This is a genomic window from Psychrobacter sp. ER1, from assembly GCF_048631835.1.
GTDB lineage: Bacteria > Pseudomonadota > Gammaproteobacteria > Pseudomonadales > Moraxellaceae > Psychrobacter.
On record NZ_CP184640.1, the window covers coordinates 2,908,021 to 2,933,836 of the forward strand.

The 25,816-nt window shown below is 43.6% G+C and carries 20 protein-coding genes and 3 pseudogenes; 9 read left to right on the top strand and 14 right to left on the bottom strand.

The window, feature by feature from the left end:
* The first annotated feature begins 185 nt into the window (after window positions 1–185).
* The 3 genes from ACOBWA_RS13530 to ACOBWA_RS13540 all read left to right on the top strand — a co-directional run bounded on the left by ACOBWA_RS13530 (window position 186) and on the right by ACOBWA_RS13540 (window position 2,151).
* On the top strand, window positions 186–1,262 hold the full coding sequence (locus ACOBWA_RS13530; RefSeq protein WP_420229656.1) for a polyprenyl synthetase family protein: 1,077 nt from the start codon (window positions 186–188) through the stop codon (window positions 1,260–1,262).
* Between the two features lie 71 nt (window positions 1,263–1,333).
* Window positions 1,334–1,561 (top strand): hypothetical protein, encoded by a 228-nt coding sequence (locus ACOBWA_RS13535; RefSeq protein WP_420229657.1) that lies wholly within the window; start codon window positions 1,334–1,336, stop codon window positions 1,559–1,561.
* A complete protein-coding gene (locus tag ACOBWA_RS13540) occupies window positions 1,474–2,151 on the top strand; it encodes a DUF72 domain-containing protein (protein ID WP_420230782.1) in 678 nt (225 codons plus the stop codon). Before ACOBWA_RS13535 ends, ACOBWA_RS13540 begins: the two co-directional genes overlap by 88 nt.
* 101 nt (window positions 2,152–2,252) lie before the next feature.
* Here ACOBWA_RS13540 and ACOBWA_RS13545 read toward each other — a convergent pair.
* From ACOBWA_RS13545 to ACOBWA_RS13555, 3 genes and pseudogenes are all read right to left on the bottom strand, one after another.
* Window positions 2,253–3,427, bottom strand: a pseudogene (locus tag ACOBWA_RS13545) (surface lipoprotein assembly modifier).
* A 316-nt stretch (window positions 3,428–3,743) separates the two neighbouring features.
* Window positions 3,744–4,451, bottom strand: coding sequence for a Slam-dependent surface lipoprotein (locus ACOBWA_RS13550; protein ID WP_420229658.1), 708 nt, complete (start codon window positions 4,449–4,451; stop codon window positions 3,744–3,746).
* A gap of 14 nt (window positions 4,452–4,465) precedes the next feature.
* The gene (locus ACOBWA_RS13555) at window positions 4,466–5,251 is read right to left on the bottom strand and encodes a histone H1-like repetitive region-containing protein (protein ID WP_420229659.1); all 786 of its coding nucleotides are present in this window, start codon (window positions 5,249–5,251) and stop codon (window positions 4,466–4,468) included.
* Between the two features lie 513 nt (window positions 5,252–5,764).
* Between ACOBWA_RS13555 and ACOBWA_RS13560 the strand changes: the two genes are divergently transcribed.
* Window positions 5,765–6,505 carry an SDR family oxidoreductase gene (locus ACOBWA_RS13560; RefSeq protein WP_261870198.1) on the top strand — a complete coding sequence of 247 codons (741 nt, stop codon included), beginning with the start codon at window positions 5,765–5,767 and terminating at the stop codon, window positions 6,503–6,505.
* A gap of 126 nt (window positions 6,506–6,631) precedes the next feature.
* Here ACOBWA_RS13560 and ACOBWA_RS13565 read toward each other — a convergent pair whose 3' ends face one another.
* Window positions 6,632–7,261, bottom strand: a complete 630-nt coding sequence (locus ACOBWA_RS13565; RefSeq protein WP_101205324.1) for a superoxide dismutase — start codon at window positions 7,259–7,261, stop codon at window positions 6,632–6,634.
* Window positions 7,262–7,813: 552 nt separating this feature from the next.
* Here ACOBWA_RS13565 and rdgB point away from each other — a divergent pair.
* Window positions 7,814–8,467, top strand: coding sequence for an RdgB/HAM1 family non-canonical purine NTP pyrophosphatase (rdgB, locus tag ACOBWA_RS13570; RefSeq protein WP_420229660.1), 654 nt, complete (start codon window positions 7,814–7,816; stop codon window positions 8,465–8,467).
* 526 nt (window positions 8,468–8,993) lie between these two features.
* Complete coding sequence (gene tig, locus ACOBWA_RS13575; RefSeq protein ID WP_420229661.1) at window positions 8,994–10,337, top strand: trigger factor; 1,344 nt, start codon at window positions 8,994–8,996, stop codon at window positions 10,335–10,337.
* Window positions 10,338–10,488: 151 nt separating this feature from the next.
* On the opposite strand, the gene ACOBWA_RS13580 is transcribed toward tig, so the two are convergent.
* From ACOBWA_RS13580 to ACOBWA_RS13610, 7 genes and pseudogenes are all read right to left on the bottom strand, one after another.
* Window positions 10,489–11,241 carry a HupE/UreJ family protein gene (locus ACOBWA_RS13580; RefSeq protein ID WP_420229662.1) on the bottom strand — a complete coding sequence of 251 codons (753 nt, stop codon included), beginning with the start codon at window positions 11,239–11,241 and terminating at the stop codon, window positions 10,489–10,491.
* Window positions 11,242–11,291: 50 nt separating this feature from the next.
* Window positions 11,292–11,980: pseudogene (gene ureG, locus ACOBWA_RS13585) on the bottom strand (urease accessory protein UreG).
* 57 nt (window positions 11,981–12,037) lie between these two features.
* Complete coding sequence (locus ACOBWA_RS13590; RefSeq protein ID WP_420229663.1) at window positions 12,038–12,832, bottom strand: urease accessory protein UreF; 795 nt, start codon at window positions 12,830–12,832, stop codon at window positions 12,038–12,040.
* A complete protein-coding gene (gene ureE / locus ACOBWA_RS13595; RefSeq protein WP_420229664.1) occupies window positions 12,822–13,466 on the bottom strand; it encodes an urease accessory protein UreE in 645 nt (214 codons plus the stop codon). Before ureE ends, ACOBWA_RS13590 begins: the two co-directional genes overlap by 11 nt.
* A 164-nt stretch (window positions 13,467–13,630) precedes the next feature.
* Complete coding sequence (gene ureC, locus ACOBWA_RS13600; RefSeq protein WP_420229665.1) at window positions 13,631–15,820, bottom strand: urease subunit alpha; 2,190 nt, start codon at window positions 15,818–15,820, stop codon at window positions 13,631–13,633.
* Window positions 15,821–15,876: 56 nt separating this feature from the next.
* Window positions 15,877–16,179 (bottom strand): urease subunit gamma, encoded by a 303-nt coding sequence (gene ureA, locus ACOBWA_RS13605; protein ID WP_057761815.1) that lies wholly within the window; start codon window positions 16,177–16,179, stop codon window positions 15,877–15,879.
* A 118-nt stretch (window positions 16,180–16,297) separates the two neighbouring features.
* On the bottom strand, window positions 16,298–17,326 hold the full coding sequence (locus tag ACOBWA_RS13610; RefSeq protein ID WP_420229666.1) for an urease accessory protein UreD: 1,029 nt from the start codon (window positions 17,324–17,326) through the stop codon (window positions 16,298–16,300).
* 923 nt (window positions 17,327–18,249) lie between these two features.
* Between ACOBWA_RS13610 and clpP the strand changes: the two genes are divergently transcribed.
* The 3 genes and pseudogenes from clpP (at window position 18,250) to ACOBWA_RS13625 (ending at window position 21,648) form a co-directional block, all read left to right on the top strand.
* On the top strand, window positions 18,250–18,876 hold the full coding sequence (gene clpP, locus ACOBWA_RS13615; protein ID WP_219621832.1) for an ATP-dependent Clp endopeptidase proteolytic subunit ClpP: 627 nt from the start codon (window positions 18,250–18,252) through the stop codon (window positions 18,874–18,876).
* A gap of 186 nt (window positions 18,877–19,062) precedes the next feature.
* A pseudogene (gene clpX, locus ACOBWA_RS13620) lies at window positions 19,063–20,334 on the top strand (ATP-dependent protease ATP-binding subunit ClpX).
* Window positions 20,335–20,802: 468 nt separating this feature from the next.
* Window positions 20,803–21,648 carry an SDR family NAD(P)-dependent oxidoreductase gene (locus ACOBWA_RS13625; protein ID WP_420230783.1) on the top strand — a complete coding sequence of 282 codons (846 nt, stop codon included), beginning with the start codon at window positions 20,803–20,805 and terminating at the stop codon, window positions 21,646–21,648.
* A 160-nt stretch (window positions 21,649–21,808) separates the two neighbouring features.
* Here the strand turns inward: ACOBWA_RS13625 and ACOBWA_RS13630 are convergent, their stop codons facing one another.
* The 3 genes from ACOBWA_RS13630 to argS all read right to left on the bottom strand — a co-directional run bounded on the left by ACOBWA_RS13630 (window position 21,809) and on the right by argS (window position 25,752).
* Window positions 21,809–22,903: a PTS transporter subunit IIC gene (locus ACOBWA_RS13630; RefSeq protein WP_420229667.1), complete on the bottom strand. Its 1,095-nt coding sequence runs from the start codon at window positions 22,901–22,903 to the stop codon at window positions 21,809–21,811.
* Between the two features lie 125 nt (window positions 22,904–23,028).
* Entirely contained in the window at window positions 23,029–23,835 is an 807-nt protein-coding gene (locus tag ACOBWA_RS13635) for an SPOR domain-containing protein (protein ID WP_420229668.1), read from the bottom strand.
* Between the two features lie 87 nt (window positions 23,836–23,922).
* The gene (argS, locus tag ACOBWA_RS13640) at window positions 23,923–25,752 is read right to left on the bottom strand and encodes an arginine--tRNA ligase (RefSeq protein WP_420229669.1); all 1,830 of its coding nucleotides are present in this window, start codon (window positions 25,750–25,752) and stop codon (window positions 23,923–23,925) included.
* Window positions 25,753–25,816 lie beyond the last annotated feature (64 nt).

Consider the following 25,816-nt stretch of genomic DNA (forward strand, 5'->3'; position numbering starts at 1 on the left):
GAAATCTTGTCGTTATATTGCAGCTAAGATTGCTCTGTTTTTAAATAGACTTTGGTAGAAAAATGCAAAAAACAATCAATTGATACCGTGTGTCACATAGGCAATATGGCCTATCATGCTACACTAATAGCGTTTTTACCTTATCCCTAATAAGTTTTACTGTATTCCTGATAAATGGTTGGATTATGACTGTTTCCCTTACTTCTAGCACTACCTCTACTGGCTTTATACCTTTTGACTTTGTCTCTTTTCAAAGCACTGAGCAGTTTCATGGGGCTGTACGCGAGCAATTGGCGCAAGATATTGAAGTCATGTTCGCTTATGCCAAGCTCCCTAGCCCGCTGGTAGATGCTTGCCGCTATGTGATGACGGGTCAAGGCAAACTGGTACGCCCACTGATGGTTGCCAGCGCTTTTGCCAGTATTAATAGCAGTAATAATGAACGTACAGATGAACATAATGATGATATCGACACTCTCGATACTGATCTGGACGCGCTACTAGAAAACGACTCAGACTATGATATGTCGCGCCGTGCTGCATTGGCCGTAGAGCTACTACATACCTACTCACTGGTACATGACGACCTGCCGTGTATGGACGATGATGAGCTTCGCCGTGGTCAGCCGACTGCGCATATCGCTTTTGATGAAGCGACGGCTCTGCTGGCAGGAGATGTATTGCAGACACTAGCGTTTGAAGTACTAACTGCAGAGATGCCAACTTTTACGCCATTCGATGCAACTATCGCCAGTCAGCTCATGGCAATATTTGCTCCGCGCGCCAGACGCATGGTGTCGGGTCAAATGCTAGACCTCAATGCCGAAGCCAGTGTCAGTGTCGCGCAGGATGATTTGGAAGCCATCCACCGTGATAAGACAGGCGCGTTGATTGAAGCAGCGATGCTCATGGGCGGTGTCTGTGCTGGTGCAACGGCTCCGCAGCGCATGGCACTACAAGAGTGCGCCCAACATATCGGTCTCGCCTTTCAAGTCCAAGACGATGTGCTAGACGTCACGATGACGACTGATACACTTGGTAAGCCTGCAGGTAGCGATGAAAAACTAGACAAATCTACCTACGTAAAACTGATGGGTGTCGATAATGCCACCAGTTATGCGCAATCGCTATTTAATGACGGACGTGCAGCCATTTCTCATGAACTACATAGTCGTGAGCTTAGCGACAATGAAGATAATATTGGCACAGACAATGATGCACTACTAGCACTGATTGAATGGCTCTGGTCGCGTAAAAAGTAGCTTGTCAAATAGCAGCCGAAAGCAGATATCGTAGTAAATTTCATTACCCAAAACGGCAGTGAGTGGTCAACATGGACAGTTCCCCTACCCCGCGCATTTATCTTGGCACTGGTGGCTATAGCGATACCGATTTGCTCGGTACGCTGTATTCCACCGGCACCAAAAAACTGATTTCTTACGTGAGTACGCCAAGCAATATGGTGCAGTCGAAATCAACAGCACCTTTTATGCGCCCATCGGGCAAAAAGCCTTTGCTGGGATGGTCGATAAAGCTTATGTACAGGCTGACAGCGAGTTGAAATTCGCCGTTAAGCTGCATCAAGACTTTACTCATGCGCGTAAAGGAACAAGCGATCATGCACAGGCATTTCTAAACGCCTTATCCCCACTTATCGAAGCAAATGCTTTAGCGCCATTATTACTCCAGTTCCCGCATGGCTTTGATCGTACTCGTGAGCATCGCCTCTATTTGGCCAACCTCGTTAGCTGGTTTAAAGACTATCCGCTCGCTATCGAGTTTCGTCATAACGGCTGGCATACCCCGCAAGTGGTCGATAGCTTTCGTCAGCAAGGACTAATTTGGTGTAGCGTCGATTATCCCAAGGTTGGCGGACTGCCGCCGTCACGATTGATATTTACCGAACGCACTGGCTATCTGCGCATGCACGGTAATAACCTAAACTGGTGGGATGCGATGAGCGCAGCAGACCGTCATGATTATCGCTATAGCGAAGCTGAGATGCTGGACTGGGCACAAGCGATTGCCAATCAGCGTCAGCACTTTGATACGCTCTATATCTTCTTTCAAAATACCGTCAATGCACATGCTTATTATAATATTGCGATGCTGCGAGAAGCGTTGAGTCAGTTTGGGTTTGAGGTTTTGTGAATGTACGGTGAATATATAGGAGTAACATTCTTGATAGAGCCTGAAAACACCTAAAGAGAATGTGAATATTTACTGCTCTTGTTTAACGTTGCATAAAAAAATCAAAAACTTTTATCTACTTTTACAAAGGCTATGCTGTTACTACGCTCATAAAGTGATAAATTACTATCAATTTTCTGGTACTCATAGTTTAATTTTGGTGTGAACCCTTTCCAACTAAGTTTTCTATGTCCTAGGGTTGTACTAAATTGGTATTCATCATCTTTACGTTTTTCACCATAGAAGAAATTATCTGCTTTAAAATCTCGCTGAGCGTAACGGAAACTACTTCTCAAACTAATTTCATTCCCAGAGAATGCCATTCCGCCGCGTATACCGTAACGATCTGACGACTCAGCCTGATCCTTCAAGTCATCGCGCATCAAGTCTGTACCCACATAAATTAGCCATCTAGGTTTTGGTTGGTAAAGTAAAATCCACGCAGTACTGTTGGCATGACCATCGTAGTAATTGGCTAAGTCATCATCTTCATAATGTTTTTGTAAATGTGAAACACTACCAGAAATTTGCCATTTATCTGATACTTGTCGGTTGTATTCTAACGTCGCCGCATAGTTCTGATTATAACGACTTCCGCCTAGCAAGTTTTGCTCAACCATTGTTATGACACCCCATGATTGCTTGATGTCTTTATAACGATAACCCAAATTTGCTTGCAGTGTTAATTCACTATAATCACTATTATCCCAATAGCTTACACCGCCTAAGTCTACGTTTTTATAAATATAATGATTACCTTCAAGGTTTTTTCTTGCGTAGCACCGATTTCATAACGTATGCCGTGTGCGTCTTGCGGGAGTGAGTCATCACTACGAATAAATGTGGCTTCACCAATCACTAATTCTTTCAAATCAGACGCCTGATTGACGTTGTCAGTGGATTCATAACTGAAGTTTAGCGTGGGCTGCCACTCTTGAGACTTTTTGATACTGCTTAATATCTGACTAACCAGAGCTTGTAGCGCTGGTGCAAGATAGGGTTCAGTAGTCTCTAATTGCACCTTTGCTTCAGCATAACGCTTATCTTCATATAACATCATTGCCAAATCAAATCTTGGATAATATAGATCTGGTTGACGCTCTAATAGTTGCTGATATAACGCAATGGCTTCTTTTTGGCGACCCTGATGTCGATATAGTGCTCCTAGTCCATAATCATATAAAATTGGATCAAAATTCGCAGTCGTACGATATTGAGCCAATAGTTCTTCTAGCATTTGCCAGTCTTTACTGACAATGGCGAAACTGATGCTTTCTTCTAGACTGCTACCTTCTGCTAGTGGTGCAACACTTGGCGTATTAAGACTAGGCTGGTTGAGTAGTAATTCTGGTTGTATTTGTGGTGTTTTTTCAAAGAACACGGTTTGGGATGGTGGTATTTCTTGAGCGATGGCTGTGGTAGATAATGCGATACAGCAGGCTATATAGAGCTTTTTTTCATTAACTTTTACCAATATGACGAAAAAACCGTTTGAAATATAGAATAAATACTTCAAACGGTTTAATTTATATAGTTACTTAAGGATGAGCTTTCTATTTTTTAGAGATTTCTCCACGAGTACCACCAAAACCAATGGTATCTTTACCATCGAACACAACCTTACCAGCGATTTCTTCAGCCTTTTTGCCATAGAAGTCTAGCAAGTAATTTCCGTTTTTATAACCTTGTTGAGCTATTGCAGAGATTCCCGTTCCTGAAATTGTGCCTTGTTGTAAATCAACGGTATCACCTAAGCCAGTAATTGAACCAGTACCAGTTCTATCTTTAAAGTTCACATCATAAGATAACAAACCTTCTTTATGCGTGTTATATGTTTGGTGGAAATTACCATCTCTACTAAAAGCTTTACCCGAATACGTTGCTGTACCTAAACTAGGGATTGCATCAGCTTTTGTTTTTAGTCCTTTAACGGTAATATTAGAATCTTCACTATATCTAGGAATATAATAACTATTATCTTTTGTGCTTCCATAACTACCTAAAACAACCGAGTATGGCTGATTATAGACTACTGCATGGCCTTGGTAGAATTGACCTCTACCATTAATTGTTGCACTACTACTAGCTGTTGTTCGTGCGGAAATCTGACCTACAGGATACGCAGAGCTATTATGATACTCACCCTTAGCTTGAGAAAGAGCTTCATCTAAGGCAACTCTTTCATTTTCAGCAATGATAGCAGCTAACTGTCTTTGAGCTTTCTGTGCACTTGAACCTTTGTTCGCCTCAGCATATGCCACTGCCTGTTCCTCACTTAAACCTGCTTCTTTTGCTTGTTGTAGGAGGACAACACGGTTGGCTTCGATTTTTGTAGGCGTTCTTTCTCAGCCTTTTCAGCCGCGGCTTTATCAGCAGCAGCTTTATCGGCAGCAGCTTTTTCAGCAACCAAAGTTTCTAATGCAGTTTGCGCCACTTTATCAGTAGCTTGTTTGTTGGCTTCGGCATAAGCAGTTGCTTGTTTGTCACTTAAGCCGGCTTTTTTAGCGTTATCAAGTAAGACCAGACGATTGGCTTCAATTTTTTGTAGGCGTTCTTTCTCAGCCTTTTCAGCCGCGGCCTTTTCAGCAGCAGCCTTTTCAGCAGCAGCCTTTTCAGCAGCGGCCTTTTCAGCAGCAGCCTTCTCAGCAGCAGCCTTCTCAGCAGCAGCCTTCTCAGCAGCAGCCTTCTCAGCAGCAGCCTTCTCAGCAGCAGCCTTCTCAGCAGCAGCCTTTTCAGCAGCAGCCTTTTCAGCAGCAGCCTTCTCAGCAGCGGCCTTTTCAGCAGCAGCCTTTTCAGCAGCAGCCTTCTCAGCAGCGGCCTTTTCAGCAGCGGCCTTCTCAGCAGCCTTCTCAGCAGCAGCCTTCTCAGCAGCAGCCTTTTCAGCAGCGGCCTTTTCAGCAGCAGCCTTTTCAGCAGCAGCCTTCTCAGCTTCAGTCTGTTCTATTGGTGGATTTACGTTTGTAGATAAATTTGAAGAACCATTACCAGTGCTGCTGCATGCAACAATGCCTACTGCTAGAACGGTAAGAACACTTATTTTTGATAGATATACTAAAGACACTTTGCTGCTCCAATGAATATTAAATTATCTTTCAGCTTAGAAAGCTGAACTCGACATATGTATGTAAAATATATTACAGCATTGTGTTTGATTTGTATAATATATTGTTAATAATAAATCTTTAAATTGAATGAACGGTAATATTTAGAATGAAAAGAAATAATAATGTAAAGTTAATGAGTAGCTCTAATTACATTACAAAATGAAGTACTTATTGAACGCAGAAATAAGCAAAAGTAGACATTTTATCAGACTTAAGAAACTACCTTATAACACCTTTCCCCTTCATCTAAACCTTTAGCAAATAAAGACTACTTTTCAACAAATATCCTTATTTACGCACTTTACATCCGCATAGACACAATAGATAAATTTATCTAAAAACAAGCATACTGAATCGCTCTACTTATTTGTTTTACACACTGGTAACTTATCTCCTACTAATCAAGAGACATCAGTCAAAACGCCATATAAGCGTACTGATATTCACTCATAATATTGGAGAAAGTATCGATGACAACACTAAAAAACAAAGTCGCGATTGTAACCGGTTCATCAAAAGGTATCGGCGCACAGATAGCCTTATCACTTGCAGAATCAGGGGCTAAAACCGTCATTAATTATGCAAATGATGACTCAGCAGCCAATGATATCGTAAGTCAGATTAAATCCGCAGGCGGTGAAGCTATCGCTGTGCAAGCCGATGTTAGCAATACCAAGCAAGTCGAAGCAATGTTTGATACCACTATCAGCGCGTTTGGTAAGCCAGACATTCTGGTTAATAGCGCAGGTATAATGATTAATAAACCCATTGCCGAGACCACTGATGAAGACTTTGACCGTATATTTGCTATCAATGTAAAAGGCACGTTCAATACATTGCGTGAAGCTGCGACTAAACTCAATGACGGTGGTCGTGTCGTAAACCTCTCAAGTACGACCACTCGTATGCTGCTACCTAGTTACGGCACTTACTGTGCGACCAAAGGCGCGGTCGATCAGCTAACCCGTATATTTGCCAAAGAAGTTGGCGAACGCAATATCACGGTCAATGCAGTATCTCCCGGCCCTACTGACACTGAGCTATTTCATCAAGGTAAATCGGATGACACGGTGGAGAGACTTGCTAGCATGTCACCGTTTAATCGTATCGGTGAGCCAGTCGATATCGCTCGTGTGGTGGCATTTTTGGTCAGTGAAGAAGCAGCTTGGGTTACTGGACAAAATATCGGCGCAAACGGCGGTATCGCCTAATAGCACTACTCTATCAAAAATATGTTTTGATCAGATATCGAAATAGAAAGTTATATAGAAAGCTAGCACATAAAAAAGGACACCTCGCGGTGTCCTTTTTTCAATCAAATACTTAGTCGTTAAAGATTACTCTTCAACGCCAGCATCTTGACCTTTATATTTTGCATTTGCGTAGTCCCAGTTCACTAGCTTGTCTAGGAACGTATCAACATAGTCAGGACGACGGTTACGGTAATCTACATAGTACGCATGTTCCCATACATCACAAGTCAATACCGCTACTTGGTCATGTGCAAGTGGGGTGTCAGCGTTAGCAGTTTTGGCGATTGACAGTTTGCCACCGACTTTATCAGCAACTAGCCATGCCCAACCTGAACCAAACTGAGTCAATGCTGCGTTTTTGAACTCTTCGCGGAACTTGTCGTAGCTACCGAAATCTTCTTCGATTTTTGCTTTTAGATCGCCAGTAGGTTCGCCGCCGCCGTTCGTTGGCGTCATGCAGTTCCAGTAGAACGTGTGGTTCCATACTTGAGCTGCTTGGTTGAACATACCTTGCTTGCTGTCATCTTTAGCAGTCGCTACGATGATTTCTGGCAATGTTTTATCTTCTAGACCAGAACCTGGCAACATGTCTTTTAGCTTGTTTACATAAGCAGCATGATGCTTGTCATGATGATACTCTAGCGTTTCGGCACTGATATGTGGCTCTAGTGCGTCTTTTGCATATGGTAGGTCTGGTAAAGTAATGTTTGACATAATTATTTTATCCTTGCTGTTTAGCCGTTAGTTTATAAAAACTTGCTTATAGAAGCTGAATTTTACGCTATTTTTACACCGCAAAAAACACTATAAAATAGCGGACTAAATTGGCTGAGTTTATTGTTTGAAATGAACTTTATCGCTTGATACACAGTACTGCTCAATACAATATCACGTATCATTATGAATCCAAAATCAACCTGTCGGTTACTTATTGCTATTATTCTTCGTCAAAAAGCCAAGTCTCTGACTTTATAGACTTTTATTAACTTAATATTCACAAGCCATAAGATATAATTCACTGTAGCTTGTCTCCTATTATAGCAATAGCAACCAATAATATCAGTTACCAAATGTTATAGCCCGTACAATCTGTATAGCGATTGGTTATTTATTAAGCAGGAATTGCACGCACTCCAAACTCATGCGTTATCATTATTAGTATAACTACTTCAATCGTCAAATAATTTATCGATTAGCACTGCAGAAGATAAATAAAGCCCACTCGAATGATAGTTTTTCATCATCTTTATATAATGGACTGACTCTATGAGCACCACTGATACCTCGTTAACTGCTACCCATCCGACATCTGGCAACCAATGGGTACTGGCCAGTAACAATAAAGGCAAATTGGCTGAGTTTAAACGACTATTTGCCGAAGCGAACTTGGACGTGACGATTGTCCCGCAAGGTCAGCTCGATATCGAAGACGCCATCGAGGATGGTCTAAGCTTTGTGGAAAACGCCATTATCAAAGCCCGTCATGCGAGCCGTATCAGTGGACTGCCTGCGATTGCGGATGATTCAGGACTGTGCGTGCCTGCACTAGGTAATGCACCGGGGATTTACTCTGCTCGCTACGCTGTTGAGCACGGTAACGATAGTAAAAATAACGCCAAGCTAATCGCTGACTTGCAGCCTATCCGCGCAGCGAAGCCAGATACTCCGATCAAAGGTATGTTCGTTTGCGTACTGGCAATGGTGCGTCATGCCGATGACCCGCTACCGATTGTCGCCCAAGGATTATGGCATGGCGAGATTTCAGAGACAGCGCATGGTGATGGTGGCTTTGGTTATGATCCACTGTTTTGGTTACCTGATTTGCAAGCCAGTGCAGCGAGTCTGAGCGCTGCTAATAAAAACAGTATCAGTCATCGTGGTCAGGCAATCCAGCAGCTATTGGCACAGCTACCTTTATAAGTATTTTATAGCTGTTCTATTTATAACTATCCATAACTATCCGTAAGCGCGCTTGCAACCTTATCGCTGTTTCTTGTCCGTTATCTGATTTATTGAATACGAATCTGGCTAAATTTTTATATAAAATTAAGCCATATAAGAGCAAGCAACATAAGGAAACATGCTGTCAAAGAGATAATTTTTACTTTAATAAACAGATAGATTATACTGTTCTACTTTTAAAATTTTGTTGAAATCCGCTATTTGGCTGTATAATTCACCAAAAAGCGTTATTATGCGGTGCATTAACGGTTTATTATCGATATTTGATAGCATGGACAACCTCAGCAGGTTCACCTTTTGGTATCAGTGGCGATTGCTACTGGCACTGAATTTGACGTTGTGCGCTATCGCTATCCCCTATTTATTTCAACGGCAGCCCGTCGTACATGCCCGTAATTTGAGGCGCGGTCTGTCTATTACAATTTAACCCTAAGTACTATTTCATTAATCAAACGTACTACTTAATCCTAAAGGTGTAATTAACATGGCTACAGATTTACAAGTCACAACCAACAAGCTATCTAATAAAGAAACCCAGCTAACGGTTAAAGTACCCGTTGAAAAAATTCAAAACAAAGTTGAAGGCCGTATTCGCCAAGTTGCGAAAACTGCCAAGATTGACGGTTTCCGTAAAGGTAACGTCCCTATGTCACACATCCGCTCTCAGTACGGTGCTGGCATTCAACAAGAAGTTATCAACGATGTCATCCGTGATACTGTATTTGAAGCGATCAAATCTGAAGACATCCGCGCTGTTGGCATGCCTAACATCGACGACGTAAAACTTGAAGACGATTTCTTGGTATATCAAGCCACTGTTGAAATCTTCCCAGAAGTAGACGTACAAGGTATCGATGAGATCGAAGTTGAGCGTCACACTGCACAAGTGAGTGAAGAAGACGTTGACACCATGATCGAAAACCTACAAAAGCAACGTCAAGAATTCGTTGAGAAAAAGGGCATGGCTGCGAAAGACAACCAAGTGACTTTTGACTTTGAAGGCTCTATCGACGGCGAAAAATTCGAAGGCGGCTCTGCTGAAGACTTTAAACTAGTTATCGGTAGCAACCAAATGATTCCAGGTTTTGAAGCTGGTATCAAAGGCATGAAAGCTGGCGAAGAAAAAACTATCGACGTAACTTTCCCAGAAGATTACCAAGCTGAGAACCTAGCTGGTAAAGAAGCTCAGTTCAAAATCAACGTAAAATTGGTTGAAAAATCTAAGCTACCTGAAATCAACGAAGAGTTCCTTGAGCTATTCGGCGTAAAAGAAGGCGGCGTTGAGAAGTTGAAAGAAGACGTACGCAAAAACATGGAACGCGAAATCAAAAACGCTGCGCGTAGCCAAGTTAAGCAAGCGACTTTTGACGCATTGCTAGAAAAGAACGAGTTTGATGTACCAAACGCGATGCTAGAGCAAGAAATCGAGCGTCAACGCAACATGATGATGCAACGTTTTTCTCAGCAGTTCGGCGCAAATGCTGATAGTTTCGATAAAGACATGCTGCCAAATGAGCTATTTGAAGAGCAAGCGCTACGTGCTGCCCGTCTTGGCATCATCGTTGCCCGTGTTATCGATACCAAAGGCCTAGAAGTAGATCAAGAGCGTGTAGAAACCTTCATCAAAGAAGCCGCTGAAAACTACGAAGATCCAGCAGAAGTTATCGAGTACTACACCAATGACAAGCAGCAGCGCGCTAACATTGAGTCTGTTGTGCTAGAAGACCAAGTAGTAGATTACTTGATCGCACAAGGTAAAGTAACTGACAAAGAAGTTAGCTACCAAGACTTGCTAGCTGCTCAGCAACAACAGCAGCAAGCAATGTAATTGATACGACAAGCTGTCTTTTGAGATATGCTGTAGTCGGTTATCAAAACTAAAATGCGCCCCCGACCTTTTGATCGGGGCGCATTTTTATGGCGTTCGATAGCTAAGTAAGTTCAGCAGCAAACATCGTACTTGTACTATAAAGCGCGCTTTATACCAAAACAGGTGCAAATACGGCGCTCAATCCTAGTAGCACTAGCCCGCGCTGTAACCACAGGCTATCGCTAAAGCGTTGCTGCAACTGCTGACTAACCAGCGTACCAACTGCATATAGCGCTAGCATCGTGATCATCATCCCTGCATAAAAACCTAGCTGACCGCCTACACCGACATTCGCTGGTACTTCCATCGCGTGTGCCATGCCATGAAAAACCGCCAGACCACCAAAGCCAAACAATGATAACTGCTGAATACTTGGCGTGCGTGCTGTATGAGTCTGCACAGAGAATGCTTCTTGTCTACTTTTACCACTCATTAAAATCATCGCTAATACGACCACCGACAGTGATATCGCCACTTCAATTAGCCCAGATGATGCAACAAATGCAATACCGCCAATCAGTACGCCAGCCGTGCCCAATATCGCGCCTAATGACAACCCTGCCGTCAATGACATCATGCCTAAGCGCTGCTTTTGCAGGCCATAAAACAACATGCCCATGCCGACTGCTAAAAACAAATGATCAAGGCCAGTTACTGGATGCATCAGTCCTGCTTGCAACGTACCCAAAAACAATGGCGCTTGCGCGGTAGTCGAGTGAATATGACCTGAATGCGCCTGCGCCAATGACGGTAGCATTAGTGATGTCATCATCACAGCCGAACCAGACACGATATGACGAGCTGAGAGCACTTGTGAAAAGCGAGAGTTTTCGATGTGAAGACCTTTTGTACACTGTGTCATGCTGTTTTTCCTTATTCTTTATATTTTAATGGTAAAAGCTCATCTGCTCTTTAGGCAAGCATGCCATGTTCTTTAATAAAGGCGATAATCTCATTTAGCCCATCGCCTGTTTTCATATTGCTAAAGACAAAAGGTTTGTCGCCACGCATTTTTTGGCATCGCGTTCCATCACTTCAAGCGACGCACCAACCATTGGTGCAAGGTCAGTCTTATTGATAATCAACAAATCAGACTTGGTAATGCCAGGGCCACCTTTACGAGGTATCTTATCGCCTGCAGAGACATCAATGACATACAAGGTCAAATCAGACAGCTCTGGGCTAAACGTCGCGGCTAGATTGTCGCCACCTGACTCAATGATAATCAACTCCAAACCTTCAAAAGTCGCTTGTAGCTCAGCAATCGCAGTCAGATTAATAGAAGCATCTTCGCGGATAGCCGTATGCGGACAACCGCCCGTCTCTACGCCGCGGATACGCTCAGCGGGCATGGCATCATTGCGGGTCAAAAATTCTGAATCTTCTTTGGTATAGATGTCATTGGTCACGACTGCCATATTGACCGTATCACGCAGGTTTTGGCATAGTCTTAATGTCAAAGCAGTCTTACCACTACCAACTGGCCCACCAATACCAAGGCGTAAGCACGATAAGGCAGAAGACGGTTTCTGGCTATCACTATCAGTTTGTACGTCTGATGCAGCGTGAGAATTTTTTGATTTAAGCGGAGTTAGAGACATATTAATTTCCTAAAACAGTTTGTATATTAATAAGTATAAATAGAAATAAAGGTACAGTTATGAGCGGAACAACCGACTGTATTGCTCCTCATGCATACTCGAGAGAATAGCCAAATTGGGTAAATTATTCGAGATATTAAGCGATTCATAGAGGTCTTGGCATAGCTGCTGACAGTCTGGTTCTTCACTTTTATCTACAGTATTGGTAGTATTTGTCGACATAACTAGAGCATCAAAGGCCTGTTGTACATCATCGCTTAGAGCATCGACCTGAGCACCCAATTCGCTTTGCAATTGCCAAAGAATACGCTGACCCGCCATTTGTCCTAGCGGCACTGTCTTCACAGCGGCGAGCACCATATTCTCTAATTGCGCAAATCCATAAGTAGTCATCGACTGCGCTAGTGGCAGTTGCCAATGCTGAGCAACATGAGCAAATAGCGGCAAAAATCCATCTTCAGGTATTTCGGCCGGTATGCCAAGATTCAATACTTCGTTTAGCCAAGACACCATCGCTTGTGCCAACTGCTGCGACTCCAGTACAAACTCCTTACTCTCGAGACCAGCATGATAATCATGTGCTAGATTTGCCGCTAGTGCTTCATGACTTTGGCTGAGCGCACACATTATTAGCCCTAATATAGGCAGCTCGTAGCCAATCACCGCAAGTGCTAGATAGTCCTGCATAAATGTAAGCGTACTGGCTTCATCAGAGACAACCCCTGACTCAATCGCTGACTCCACACCTTGCGAATAGGTATAGCTACCAATCGGCAAATTACTCGATGCCAGCATCAGTAGCTGTCCAAGCTGGGCAGACTGAGTAGGTTGAGCACTGGTATTAACCATCATTTGAACGACCTACAGGCGTATCATGATGACTATGGCTATGTTGATGTCCGTGGCTGTGGCTGTGGCTTTCATCATGGCTATGACTTTCCTTATGACTATGAGAGTCACTATGCGAATGTGCATGTGAGTGAGAGTGGCCATGCGAATGCCCTTGACCCGTTTGATAAGCGCCCGTCTCAGGCTCAAATGGCACTGACGTAGACTCGATATGCAGACCAAGATTTTCTAACATTTGTGCAAGTACATGATCGTTTTCAAAGTACAGCGCATAGCCTGCCTCACCCTGATCAAAACTGTGGTCAAACATCAATGGCACATGACGATTGCCCAAATGATAAGCCCCTTTCATTAGTAGAAAATCATCTGCAGCAGTCACCTTAGTCACGGCTTGAGGCTTGGCGATGACTTGCATCAACTCCCCTGATTCATTGATAAGGACATCATCACCTTTTAATCCGCCTGTACGAGGTAGGTCAACACCAACCGCCTCGCCTGAAACAGTAATCGCTCTAAAGCGGGAATGCTGACGAGTATCAAAATCCAATAGCAGGTAATCATCGGCTTGATATTGTTCTACCAATTGTGCTTTTTGGGTATCGCTAAGCGTACTTAAACGGGTATTAAATATTTTCATTATTCTTCTCTGGCTGTTGTTGCTCAAACTATTGGTCAATAGTATTGATGGTAAAAGTATTGGGAATAAAGATACGATCTCATTCAAGAAACCAACTGACCATTGGCATACATGGTTTATGGCTCACTGTATTAGAGAGCTCCTATAAACGTGCATCATAAGCTCTAAAATAAAAAGTAACGCTGTGCCATTGGTAGTACATCAGCTGGCTCACAGGTGAGTGTCTTACCATCAGCGCGTACTTCATAGGTCTCAGGATTGATGTCCATATCTGGGCAGTAGCTGTTAAAGCGCATATCGCCTTTACGAATTTTACGGATGCCGTGTACTGGCTGAATGACTTTGGTCAATCCAAGCTGCTTATCCACTTGTTTGTCGATCGCCGCTTGCGACATAAAAGTAATGCTGGTTTGGGCAACCGATTTTGGATATGTCGCAAACATAGGACGATAATGTACAGGCTGGGGTGTGGGAATAGAGGCATTGATATCACCCATCGGTACTGCAGCAATGAGCCCGCCTTTTATAATGCATTCAGGCTTTACCCCAAAAAACTTGGGCGACCAGAGCACCATATCTGCCCATTTACCTACTTCGATTGAGCCGACTATATCGCTGATACCGTGAGTAATCGCAGGGTTTATTGTATATTTTGCGATATAGCGTTTGATGCGGAAGTTATCGTTGTCCGCGCTTTGGTCATAGTCTGTCAAAGTGATGTACTGTTGCTCATCTTCAATCGTTGCTGTTGCATCTGGTGCTAGATGACCACGTTGAACTTTCATTTTGTGCGCTGTTTGCCATGTACGAATGACCACTTCACCCACCCGTCCCATCGCTTGTGAGTCACTACTCATCATAGAAATTGCGCCCAAATCATGCAAGATATCTTCTGCGGCGATGGTTTCTTGACGAATACGGCTTTCAGCAAAGGCCACATCTTCAGCGATAGCAGGGCTCAGGTGATGACAAACCATCAGCATATCGAGATGCTCATCAATGGTATTGACGGTGTATGGGCGCGTTGGGTTGGTTGAAGAAGGCAAAACGTGCGACTCGCCAATAGCCTTTAGAATATCGGGCGCATGCCCACCGCCTGCCCCTTCCGTATGAAAGGTATGAATACAGCGGTTTTTAAAAGCAGCAAGTGTGCTCTCAAGATAGCCACTTTCATTTAAAGTATCTGTATGAATGGCCACTTGCACATCATAGTCGTCAGCGACGCTCAAACAGTTATCGATGGCTTGCGGCGTTGTACCCCAATCTTCATGTAGCTTTAGCCCCACGGCACCTGCTTCGATTTGTTCAGCAATGGGCTCTGGTACACTCACATTACCTTTACCCAGTAGTCCAATATTCATAGGGATACTATCGGTAGACTTTAGCATCGAGGCAATATGATATGCCCCTGGTGTACAGGTGGTGGCAAGCGTACCTTGAGCTGGCCCTGTACCGCCGCCTAGCATCGTCGTTACCCCTGACATAAGCGCCGTCTCACACTGCTGGGGCGCGATAAAATGAATATGACTGTCGACACCACCTGCTGTGAGAATTTTGCCTTCGCCAGAGATGATTTCGGTAGCACCGCCAATAGGAATATCAATAGCAGGCTGGATATCAGGATTGCCCGCTTTGCCAATGGCACTGATACGGCCATTTTTGATACCGATATCCGCTTTATAGATGCCTGTATAGTCAACGACCAATGCATTAGTAATAACCGTATCGGCAACTTCCGCGCCTAGTAATTGTCCTTGTCCCATACCATCACGGATGACTTTACCACCGCCAAATTTAACTTCTTCACCTTTGATTTCGACAGATTCTCTGCTACTTCCATCACTTTGCGACGTATCTGCTTGATCAACAGCTGTATCTTTATGACTGGTTAAATCTGCTTCAACCTGTAGCCAAAGCTCGGTATCGGCTAAGCGGACTTTATCGCCTGTTGTCGGACCAAAATGCTCAGCATAAACACGACGACTGACTCGCTTCTGCGAAGTAGCAGTTGCCTTTTTATCAGTAACACTCTCTGATGCTTCGTCTGGATGAGCGGCGCCCATGACGCGCCCAGCAAAACCATATACATCTTGCTTGCCAGCGTATGCTACCAATTCGACTTCCCGCGATTGACCAGGCTCAAAACGTACAGCGGTTCCAGAGATAATATTGAGACGAAAACCTCGAGTCTGCTCTCTCTCAAAACTCAAGGCATCATTGACTTCATAAAAGTGATAATGCGAGCCGATTTGGATAGGTCTATCACCAGTATTGCTGACACTGATGGTCTGCACCTGTCGACCTTGGTTTAAGATAATATCGCCATCTTGGATATGGTATTCGCCTGCTTGCATGGTAGCCGCCTTATTTTATAGTGAGCATTTCAGTGCTATAACAATGGTATACAGCGTTACACGATGGGATTATGTACCGTGACCAGTTTGGTGCCATCAGGAAAAGTCGCCTCGATTTGCACTTCATCTACCATCTCTGCGACACCTTCCATGACATCGTCAGCCGACAGATAAGTGGCGCCCTCACTCATTAATTCGGCAACTCTTTTGCCATCTCTAGCCCCTTCCATCAGCAGCATACTGATATAAGCGATGGCTTCGGGATAGTTAAGCTTAACACCGCGATTTTTGCGACGCTCAGCCACCATACCAGCGGTAAATAGCATGAGTTTATCTTTTTCTGTTGGGGTCAGGTGCATGATAATTCCTTGTTGTACTTATCATTATATTTATAGCAGATTAGAGATTTTCACAGCATTAAATATCGATTAAAAACAGTCGCAATATATCTTAGTGTCATTATTTAAAGTGGCCATATTAAGTGTCCCAAATACGTGGACGACAGGGCTCAAGTTGCCACCAATATTCGCGTAAGACCTCTCTCAGCTGATAAAACGCTTCAAAACAACCACGTACATCTGAGCCAATATAGCGGATATTAATCGCTTGGCAATTATGAGTGCAGTAGACAGGCAGTTGTGCTCGAGCAATAACTTGTCGCAATGCTGCTACAGTATTGTCTAGATAGCGGGTTAATGACTGCTTGATAGTTGCTTGGGCAGTTTCGGTCGATTGCGTAGTCTGTGACGCGGAGAGTGCAAGATTGTCATGGACATCGCTTAAGCTTGGTACTGCCCAAAACGAGCCATAAATATGCTGGTTTGCTAATCCTAAATTTGAGGTAAACCAGCGATTTTGTGCTGCCTGTGCCACTCGCTCAGCAACGATAACCTTGCCATCTCGGTAGATATTCAATCCAGTATGATAACGCCCTTGCAAAAACTGCTCGTCGTAAGCTTGCCGTCCAAATACGCTAATCTCCCATGTTAGTAGACTAGAAGAATCCGTCAAATCGAAGCGGCTCACTGCATGCATATTGGCTTCGTTATAAATGATGCTCTCTTGCGGCAGCCATTCTAGACGGGTATCTGCTGCGAGTTTGGCCTGTACGTGTTGGCTTGCATAGGCAGCTATCTCGTCTTGACCCATACTTTGGTGAGTAACGTCGCTGCATAACGAAGATTTATGTTTTTGACTGACACTGTCCTTGCCGTACCATTTACCTGCCCCTGGTGTGGTGATAACAGCGTGGCTACCATTATCTAAGTTTAGGTCTATGGTCAGTGTATCGCCGCCTGCGATACCTGCTGGCGGGTACAACATCAGTATGTGACAAATCCCCTGCTGTACGCTTGGCTCAGGATACAGAGCACGCTGCACCATCAAGGCACCCGTGTGCTTGCGATGATAAAGCCGCGTTTTTGAGTTATCAGCCGTACCCTCTTTGGCCGTACTTGTACTGCTAACAGTGTCAAAGCTTAATGCTAAAGAAGAGGCCCAACTCATTTTATATACTCATTTACCAATTAAATATGTTTCAGTATTTTATATGACAACTCTCATTTACTATCCGTTAAAAACTCTATTGCCAATCGTTAATTACAGTTCATTAACTACAGTAATGTCAGAATAACAGCGAAGAAATACAGCCTACACCATTTATCGTGCCTAGCGCACCACTATAAATAAAAGCGTCAATGTTTTTATTGATACAAGCACTGTGCCAACTCTTGATAGCAGATAATCAAATAGACAACCTTACCGGCTCAAAACTTTGATTTGTCTATGCTTTTTCTATTTAACTTAAATGATAAAAATAACACTATATTCCCAACTATTTTCTAAACGTTTTTTGAGCATTATCTATTTATATAATCAGCAGATATTTGCACCAAAACAGTACATTTTGTCCAGAATAGTGCATTTTTTAGCGTTATTGTTAGCGCAATACCCTCTGAGGACATTAGATAAGCAAAAATACTAAACGCATAACTATTTGCAGGCTTAGTCAGTAAGATAGGTGGATTATAGGGCTATTAATCAGGTATTCTATGTTAAAAAGTCAGGTCAGACATGATTTACGCTATTTGTATCGATATAGATACTATCGATACAGGTACTATCAATATCTGTACGACTTGATAATAGATAAGATAGTATTTATCTACTTCTAGACGCATTTTTATTATAAGTTTCAATATAAGCAATGAGTCCTAGCAATATCGGAGAGTCACTTTTTCAGCTATTTTATGCACAAACCCGTTTTATAGGCTTGAATAGTGAGCGCAGCCCCTTATAAACAACCCATTAGTCAAAAACTACTAGACAATAAAATCATTCAATCCATTTTTATTTTATACATTTATCGATAGGACTTTTCTATGACAGATTATGATCGCATCACTGCCAACCCGCATTTTGATATGCTGATGAGTGCGCACAAAGAAATACAGACCACACAAGCGGCTTTAGTACCTATGGTGGTTGAACAGTCCTCACGCGGTGAACGCTCGTTTGATATTTTTTCACGCCTATTACGTGAGCGCGTTATCTTTTTGACCGGTCAGGTCGAAGACAACATGGCTAACCTTATCGTCGCCCAGTTACTATTCTTAGAAGCTGAAAACCCTGACAAAGATATCCATTTGTATATCAACTCACCAGGTGGTTCAGTAAGCGCTGGCTTGGCTATTTTTGATACCATGAACTTCATCAAACCTGAAGTATCTACTATCTGTATGGGCGGTGCTTACAGCATGGGTTCATTCCTATTGGCCGCTGGTCAAAAAGGCAAGCGCTACTCACTTGCTAATGCTCGTGTCATGATTCACCAGCCTTCAGGCGGCGCGCAGGGTCAAGCAACAGATATCGAAATTAATGCTCGTGAAATCCTTAAAACTCGTGCACGTTTAAATAGTATCTTAGCTGAGCGCACTGGTCAGCCAGTAGAGAAAATCGAAAAAGACGTTGAGCGTGATTATTGGTTAGATGCACAAGAAGCCAAAGAGTATGGTTTGGTTGACGAAGTATTAGAGCGTCGTCCTGAATCTTTGTAATCTAAGCATTAACGTGATGCCTCTTAATTAAGAGTGCAATCATAAGACCTTTTATAGTTTATTTGCCGTACAGTAAACCGTTATCAATGTCATACCTGATCTATTGGAAGGTATGACATTGAATGGATACGATAATCGACATACTACAAATAAACTAACCAGTTTTAAATTTTAGGAGCGCCTTTTATGGCAGAAGATAATACCCCGCAGTGTTCGTTTTGCGGTAAAGCCAAAAGCGATGTACAGCAATTGATTGCTGCTGACGATGCCAATATCTGCAATGAATGTATCGAGCTATGTACTGACTTAATCGCAGACAGCGCAGAGCACGGTGATGATGATAGCGAAGTAGACACTTCTTGGGTCAATAAAAAACTACCAACGCCAAAAGAGCTGCGTGCCAAGCTTGATGAATATGTCATCGGTCAGGACGCTGCCAAAAAGCATTGGCTGTGGCCGTCTATAACCATTACAAACGTCTAAAAGTTAGCCAGACGCTAGCCAACGACAGCAAAAAAGCCAAGATCGGCGCTGACGATGCAATGGTAGAATTAGCTAAAAGTAATATCTTGCTAATCGGTCCGACTGGTTCTGGTAAGACGTTACTTGCGCAAACTTTGGCTCGTTTGCTAGATGTACCTTTGCGATGGCTGATGCTACAACGTTGACCGAAGCTGGTTATGTTGGTGAAGACGTTGAAAACATCGTACAAAAGCTACTCCAAGCTTCTGACTATGATGTGGCCAAAGCTGAGCAAGGTATCATCTATATTGATGAAATCGACAAAATCAGTAAAAAAGGTGATAACCCATCTATCACGCGTGATGTATCAGGTGAAGGCGTACAGCAAGCGTTGCTAAAGCTAATCGAAGGTACTGTGGCTGCTATCCCGCCGCACGGTGGACGTAAGCATCCGCAGCAAGAGCTGATCCAAGTGGATACCAGCAACATCCTAATCATCGTTGGTGGTGCATTTGCTGGACTTGATAAAGTCATTCAGCAACGTACTGAAAAAGGTGGTATCGGCTTTAACGCTGATGTCAGCTCAAAAGACGACAGCCGTCGCAGCTCAGACTTGCTACAAGAAGTCGAGCCAGAAGATTTGATTAAGTTTGGTCTGATTCCTGAGCTGATCGGTCGTCTGCCAGTACTTGCGGCACTGCAAGAGCTAGATGAAGCAGCCTTGGTACAAATCCTGACCGAACCTAAGAACGCACTGGTAAAACAGTACAAGTATTTGTTCGATATGGAAGGTGCTGAGATTAGCTTTACTCAAGAAGCCCTAGATGCCATCGCCAAAAAGCAATGGAACGCAAGACAGGTGCACGTGGTCTACGTTCTATCGTAGAAAACGCCCTGCTTGAGACTATGTATGAATTGCCTTCTATGGAAAATGCCAAGACCGTAATGGTTGATGCGGACGTTATCAATGAAGGTAAAGTACCTAAAATTGCTTAATTTATAGTTGATTTAAATAGTCCGTTATCATTAACGGACTACTAAAAAAGCGTCTGGCTAAATTAGTTCAGGCGCTTTTTTTATGTCTATTATTTAACCAGTTTGTCTGTTAGATAGCTTGTCTACTAGATAATTCGTCTACTGAAAATTAGCGACATTCATTACGTCTACTCTGAAATGACAGTAGCGTTTATCAATCGCGAGTAAGCATCAGCACAAACCATGCTAATGTAGATAGACTGTTTTGACCCTTAGACTTTATTTCTATATACCGCAAAATATAGCCTGTACAACCCATATGATTAACAAGACAAAGGATTGTTTATTATGCTCAACCATGTGACCGCTATGGCGACTTCATTACGCCAAAACCTACCGTTTTCTTCTAACCGTACCTCATTGGATGACTCGGACGTTGCATCCTACTACCGAAACCATGTCGCGGCTATCACAGGCGCAGGCTCTGGTATGGGCCGTGAGCTAGCCATTCATTTAGCAAAAATGGGCTGTCATGTTGCACTATCGGACATCAATCCTGAACAGCTAGCAGCGACCAAACAATTACTTGCCAATTATGATGTCAACGTCACTATGACGGTACTCGATGTGTCAGACAATAAAGCCGTGGAAGCATGGGCTGATAGTGTGATGAGCGATTATGGCAAAGTAAATTTTATCTTTAACAATGCAGGTGTTGCGCTCTACTCTACCGTCGAAGGCAGTAGTATTAGTGAGCTTGAATGGGTAATGAACATTAATTTTTGGGGCGTGGTTTACGGTACTAAGGCGTTTTTACCGTTAATCAAAAACAGCGTTAAAAAGAGCCAATTTGGCGAGCATGGACATATTATTAATATCTCAAGTCTGTTTGGTTTGACCGCTCAGCCATCACAGTCGGCCTACAACTCTAGCAAATTTGCCGTACGCGGCTTCACAGAGAGCTTACGCCAAGAGCTAAACATCCAGAACTGCGGGGTATCAGCGACTTGTATCCATCCGGGCGGGATCAAAACCAATATCGCCAATAGCGCGCGCGGTAATGAGAGTATCCATGATATTGGCATGAGTACTGGGCCCAAAGCCATCAGAAGTTTTAATAAATTCTTAAAATTTGATGCCAATGAAGCGGCTTGGATTATCCTACAGGCAGCAGCGACCAACCAGCAGCGCTGCCTGATTGGTAACGATGCCAAGATAGTCGATGCTATCCAACGTGTATTTCCATCACATTATAGTCAAGTGCTGAACGACTTTCATCAACTGTCCCGCAAACTAAAACCACGTCGTCATAAGAAGCTAAAGACCGTTAAATAGTAGGTTATCAACATTCCCTATATCACAAGAAATTGATGGATTTATATATAAAAAGCCCAGCTATAGTCGTAGCTGGGCTTCTTGAGAGTTGCCATTATTGATTGAGGATAAGACTGAATTTTGAGACTGTTAATAATATTTCAGTTCAATACTCCAAGCATTAAGGCAGCTTCATATCACCAGCGACCAACCAGCCCATACGGTGCATGATGTAAGCCACTAACCCTGCAATCACCGCAGGTAATATAAACATCAATAGAATAATCGCTGTCCATAGTTGACCGGTGCTCATGATTTCTTGTGATGCCTCAATAACCCCAAACACACCGACCAAACCAGCAGTACCCATACCCGCCCCTGTCGCGGTACAAGCTAATCCAAAACCAACGGTCGCGATAGGCCCAACGATAGCGCTAGCAATGACAGCAGGTAGCAAAACGATAGGCTTTTTGAGCACATTAGGGATTTGCAGCATACTGGTACCCAAGCCCTGAGAGATGACGCCACTAACGCCATTGTCTTTGAAACTTGCGACAGCAAAGCCAATCATGTGCGCAGCACAGCCAACTACTGCAGCCCCGCCAGCCAAACCACCGAGTCCAATAGCAATACAAATGGCCGCACTTGAAGTTGGCAATGTCAATAAAACACCAACTACGACGGCAATAATGATACCCATTAGAAGTGGCTGTAATTCAGTAGCGGCTTGAATACCCTTACCGATAGCAGCGACCCCTGCTACGATAGGCGGATTAAGCAAGGCGCAAACTAGAAGAGCAATACCGCATACAACCAAAGGCACTAATAAAATATCTAGCTTAGTCTTACCCGCGATCCAAGTGCCAGCGCGATAAGCAAACACAGAAGTCAGATAAGCACCGATTGGATTGCCCGGTAGTGCTACAAAAGTTGCAGGCCCACCCACTTGCGGCGTAAAGAGCGTGCCTGCCATTAGTGCTTCGGAATGAGCACCAAGCATACCTGCCACAAGACAGCTAAGCATAACTAACGTTGGTGCTTTGAGATAATAAGCGATACCTACGCCGATACCAGCACCCATTAATATCGAGGCAAGCTTCCCGACCGCGACCAATGCCGGCAAACCTAACCAACCACCGATTTGCGAGATAATCAGACCTGCGATCAACGTGACAAATAGCCCTAAAGCCATACCAGTAAAAGCATCGATAAAGTATTTTTGAAAGAACGCTTTAATGATGCCTGCTTGCGGTGTTACTGAGTTAGATACGGTCATAACCATACTCTTAATGGACGTTTAATAGGATAAAACAGCTAGAAAGCTTTTGATAAAATAAAGAGATAAAAAAAGCGTCATTACGACGCTTTTTTAATAAATACAATAACTGTAAACGACTCAACCTAGCGACGCTGTTCAACGATAATAGAATCTATACCATTGTTCTGTAGGCGCTGCTGTGCTGTCGTTACTGCTTGACGGTTATTCAAAGGACGCGAGATGACTTGATAAATTGGCAAGCCATTGCCCGTCGTGTTTTTGACCACGCGAGCATCGACACCTGCCATCAGTACTTGCGCACGGCGACGATCCGCTTCATCTGCATCACTAAAGCTATTGATCTGCAAGATATAGGTCGCCGCAGGTTTGGCAGCTTGGATGCTCGCCGTCCCTGCTGCTGCACTGTTATTGCGGGTTGTAGCGTTGCTAGTAGCAGGCGGCGTACCATCATAAGTTGCATCTTCTTCAACGACAACGATATCCTCGCTAGACCCAGCATTATTACTACCAGCAGGCTCGACAGTCGCATTTTCCGAACCACCGAAGCTGCCCGTACTTTCTGTACTGCCTGCATCGCTCTCTGGTTGAGTCACGACGACGTCTGGTTCAAACGCACCGATATCACCTATTTGATCATTATCAATGTCAGCGATATCTTCATCAGGGATAGTTGCCATCTCTTGATTAGGCAAGATATCATAGAACTCATAATCGCCATTATCGGTATCAGTATCCACACGTGGCTGTACTTGGCGATCAGAATCGTTCTCAGCACTACCATCAGCGGGGCTGAAATTGAATAGTGGTGAGAGGTAGATAAACACCCCGATCATAAGGGTCAATACGGCCCCAACAAACATCCACAATAAGCCTGATACGCTACTTGATTTACGCTTTTCTGTTGCGCCTTTAGGTTTTTTGGCTAGCATGGATCTCGTTCTCCCTACTGGATTTAACTATCATCATCGAATTAATGCTATCAGCTGTCTATACTCATGTCACATGTTAGAAAAGTACTACATACTAGACGGTGCAGACAAGCCTAGCAGACCAAGGCCATTTGCCAGTACCTGTCTAACAGCTTTGGACAGACGCAAACGTGCTTGCATTAAGTCTAGCTCATCTTGACTTGGCGTTTCACCTGACGTCAGGCTCATAGGCAAGATACGGTTGGTGTCATACCAACCATGGAACAATGCCGCCAGCTCTTTTAGGTAGTTGGTCAAGACATGTGGCTCGTAACCAGTCGCTGCGCGAAGTAACGTCGCTGGATATCCTGCTAACAGTTTAATCAGCTCGTCTTCGTTTGGTGCACTTAGCAAATCTTGATGTGCCAAACCAACAGCATCATCTACTGCCAAATCGTAGGTTGCCAGTTTTTCTAACACGCGGCAAACGCGCGCATGAGCGTACTGGATATAATACACTTGATTGTCTTTGCTTTGTGATTTGGCAAGTTCTAAATCAAAATCAACATGCACTTCAGGCTTACGCGCGACATAGTAGAATCGTGCAGCATCGTTACCGACTTCTGCACGTAGCTCACGCAAAGTCACAAACTGACCAGAACGCGAAGACATTTGTACCTTTTCAGAACCGCGCCATAATGCCACAAACTGTACAAGTACCACATCAAGACGTTCAGCATCGATACCAAGAGCTAGTAGCGCTGCTTTTACGCGTGGGACATAACCATGGTGGTCTGCGCCCCAAACGTTAATGACTTTATCAAAGCCGCGATCAAACTTGTTTTTATGATAAGCGATGTCAGAGGCAAAATACGTCGATTGACCATTGGCACGGCGTACCACACGGTCTTTCTCATCGCCGAAATCAGTCGACTTAAACCAGATGTTGCCGTCTTTCTCATATAGATAGCCTTTGTCATCTAGTATCTGTAATACAGGCTCAATCTCGCTATCGATAGATCTTTCGCTAAACCAGCACTCGTAGCTCACGCCAAAGTCATTTAAGTCGTCTTTAATATCCGCCAAAATACTGCTCAATGCCGCGTTTAAAAATAACGCATAGCTGTCACCTAGCAAAGACTTACTATTGGCAATCAAGCCATCAATATGCGCTTCTTTATCACCTGAAATGACGGTTTTTTCGCCATCAGCATTAATCTCAAATTGAGCATCTTCTGGCACATCTTTGGCAACGTCTGCAAAGCTATGTACGTAGCTATCGCCATGCTGTGTTTTTAGCGTCTGGGCGATATCACTAACATAATCACCTTGATAGGCGTTGACTGGGAAAGTTATCTCTTCACCATTTAGCTGTAGATAACGTAAATATGTACTGGTGGCCAAGATGTCCATTTGACGACCAGCATCATTTACATAATATTCACGCGTGACGTCATAGCCGATAGCTTCTAGCAGGTTAGCAACGCTCATGCCAAATGCAGCACCGCGACCGTGACCAACGTGCAGACTTGACGTTGGATTGGCAGAGACGAATTCAACCTGGACTTTTTGATCGTCAAACTGATTACTCAAGCCAAAGCGGTCCTGCAACGTGAAAATATCGTCCAATACAGAAAATTTAGCTTCCGAGTTTAAGAATACGTTGATAAACCCTGGTCCTGCGATTTCTACTTGGCGAATATCTTGATTGTCAGGCAATGCGCTGACGATTTTTTCAGCAAGTTGACGCGGATTGGCTTTAGCTGCTTTCGCTGCCGTTAGTGCGATATTACTGGCAAAATCACCGTGACTTAAATCTTTTGTACGGGTGATTTGACTGTTGTTTTGCCAATCGCTTGGTAGCATACCATCTGCTTGTAGGGTTTGAATTGCATCGTTAAACAGGGATGCAAGCGTATCAATTTGGGCTTGTGACATAGGAATTTGAACTCAATTAAATAAACAACAAAAACGGTGCGAATGCGAGCAATCGATAACTGCT